We start from the raw sequence: 2963 nt of genomic DNA, 5'->3' as shown, positions 1-2963 counted from the left end.
TCTGACTTAGTGCTTTGCACTAAACTTGCTCTTTAACAATTTAACTTTTTGAAATAGACGATAATCAAGCGTCAAACCGGTGGAAAGACTCTTTAACCTAGAGGACTTTCTATGATCGTAAATCCAACTGAGACACAAAAGCTCGTTGGTATGTAGTTCAGAATAGGTAAGACTATTTTGGGTTATATGGTCAAGTGACCAAGCGTGCACGGTGGATGCCTTGGCAGTCAGAGGCGATGAAGGACGTGGTAATCTGCGAAAAGGTTCGGGGAGCTGATAAACAAGCTTTGATCCGAACATGTCCGAATGGGGAAACCCACCCGCTTGCGGGTATCGTATGGTGAATACATAGCCATACGAGGCGAACCCGGGGAACTGAAACATCTAAGTACCCGGAGGAAAAGAAATCAACCGAGATTCCCTTAGTAGCGGCGAGCGAACGGGGATTAGCCCTTAAGTTGAATTGGTGTTAGTAGAAGGCTCTGGAAAGGGCCGCCATAGTGGGTGATAGCCCCGTATACGAAAATGCCTTTTCAATGAAATCGAGTAAGACGGGACACGTGATATCCTGTTTGAATATGGGGGGACCATCCTCCAAGGCTAAATACTCCTGACTGACCGATAGTGAACCAGTACCGTGAGGGAAAGGCGAAAAGAACCCCAGTGAGGGGAGTGAAATAGAACCTGAAACCGTGTACGTACAAGCAGTGGGAGCGGACTTAGTTCCGTGACTGCGTACCTTTTGTATAATGGGTCAACGACTTAATGTTAGTAGCAAGCTTAACCGTTTAGGGGAGGCGTAGGGAAACCGAGTCTTAATAGGGCGTTCAGTTGCTAGCATTAGACCCGAAACCGGGCGATCTATCCATGAGCAGGTTGAAGGTTGGGTAACACTAACTGGAGGACCGAACCCACGTACGTTGAAAAGTCCGGGGATGACTTGTGGATTGGAGTGAAAGGCTAATCAAGCTCGGAGATAGCTGGTTCTCCTCGAAAGCTATTTAGGTAGCGCCTCGCGTATTGCCATTGGGGGTAGAGCACTGTTTGGGCTAGGGGGTCATCCCGACTTACCAACCCCATGCAAACTCCGAATACCAATGAGTATGAGCGCGGGAGACACACGGCGGGTGCTAACGTCCGTCGTGGAAAGGGAAACAACCCAGACCGTCAGCTAAGGTCCCAAAGTTACAGTTAAGTGGGAAACGATGTGGGAAGGCTTAGACAGCTAGGAGGTTGGCTTAGAAGCAGCCATCCTTTAAAGAAAGCGTAATAGCTCACTAGTCGAGTCGGCCTGCGCGGAAGATATAACGGGGCTCAAACTGTACACCGAAGCTACGGATACTAATTTATTAGTATGGTAGAGGAGCGTTCTGTAAGCCGTTGAAGGTCAAGCTGTAAAGCAGGCTGGAGGTATCAGAAGTGCGAATGTTGACATGAGTAACGATAAGGGGAGTGAAAAACTCCCCCGCCGGAAGACCAAGGTTTCCTGTCCCATGTTAATCAGGGCAGGGTGAGTCGGCCCCTAAGGCGAGGCAGAAATGCGTAGTCGATGGGAAACAGGTTAATATTCCTGTACCGATGTATATTGCGATGGAGAGACGGAGAAGGCTAGGCCAGCACAGCGATGGTTGTCTGTGTTTAAGGCGGTAGGTTTGGGACTTAGGCAAATCCGGGTCCCTTTAAGACTGAGAACTGACGACGAGCCCTCTTTTGGGTGAAGTGGTTGATGCCATGCTTCCAGGAAAAACTTCTAAGCTTCAGATATACATTGACCGTACCCCAAACCGACACAGGTGGTCAGGTAGAGAATACCAAGGCGCTTGAGAGAACTCGGGTGAAGGAACTAGGCAAAATGGCACCGTAACTTCGGGAGAAGGTGCGCCGGCCGATGTGAAGGACTTGCTCCGTAAGCATCAGTCGGTCGAAGATACCAGGTGGCTGCGACTGTTTATTAAAAACACAGCACTCTGCAAACACGAAAGTGGACGTATAGGGTGTGACGCCTGCCCGGTGCTTGAAGGTTAATTGATGGGGTTAGCGCAAGCGAAGCTCTTGATCGAAGCCCAAGTAAACGGCGGCCGTAACTATAACGGTCCTAAGGTAGCGAAATTCCTTGTCGGGTAAGTTCCGACCTGCACGAATGGCGTAACGATGGCCACACTGTCTCCACCCGAGACTCAGTGAAATTGAAATCGCAGTGAAGATGCTGTGTATCCGCGGCTAGACGGAAAGACCCCGTGAACCTTTACTATAGCTTCACAGTGAACTTTGAACCTACTTGTGTAGGATAGGTGGGAGGCTTTGAAGTGAGGACGCCAGTTCTCATGGAGCCAATCTTGAAATACCACCCTGGTATGTTTGAGGTTCTAACTCAGATCCGTTATCCGGATCGAGGACACTGTGTGGTGGGTAGTTTGACTGGGGCGGTCTCCTCCCAAAGAGTAACGGAGGAGCACGAAGGTGCGCTCAGCATGGTCGGAAATCATGCATAGAGTGTAAAGGCAAAAGCGCGCTTAACTGCGAGACAGACACGTCGAGCAGGTACGAAAGTAGGTCTTAGTGATCCGGTGGTTCTGTATGGAAGGGCCATCGCTCAACGGATAAAAGGTACTCCGGGGATAACAGGCTGATACCGCCCAAGAGTTCACATCGACGGCGGTGTTTGGCACCTCGATGTCGGCTCATCACATCCTGGGGCTGAAGCCGGTCCCAAGGGTATGGCTGTTCGCCATTTAAAGTGGTACGCGAGCTGGGTTTAGAACGTCGTGAGACAGTTCGGTCCCTATCTGCCGTGGACGTTTGAGATTTGAGAAGAGTTGCTCCTAGTACGAGAGGACCGGAGTGAACGAACCTCTGGTGTTCCGGTTGTCACGCCAGTGGCATTGCCGGGTAGCTATGTTCGGACGGGATAACCGCTGAAAGCATCTAAGCGGGAAGCCTCCTTCAAGATAAGATCTCACTGG

General features: G+C 50.4%; 1 rRNA gene. It reads left to right on the top strand.

The annotated features are described in order from the left end of the window. Nucleotides 1-188: 188 nt before the first annotated feature. A 23S ribosomal RNA gene (locus AYW76_RS18470) occupies nt 189-2963 on the top strand; the annotation flags it as partial.

Source organism: Marinomonas gallaica, assembly GCF_001639745.1.
GTDB classification, from domain to species: Bacteria; Pseudomonadota; Gammaproteobacteria; order Pseudomonadales; family Marinomonadaceae; genus Marinomonas; species Marinomonas gallaica.
Note: the sequence above shows the minus strand (reverse complement) of the source record. Positions and strands in the feature narration are given on the sequence as shown.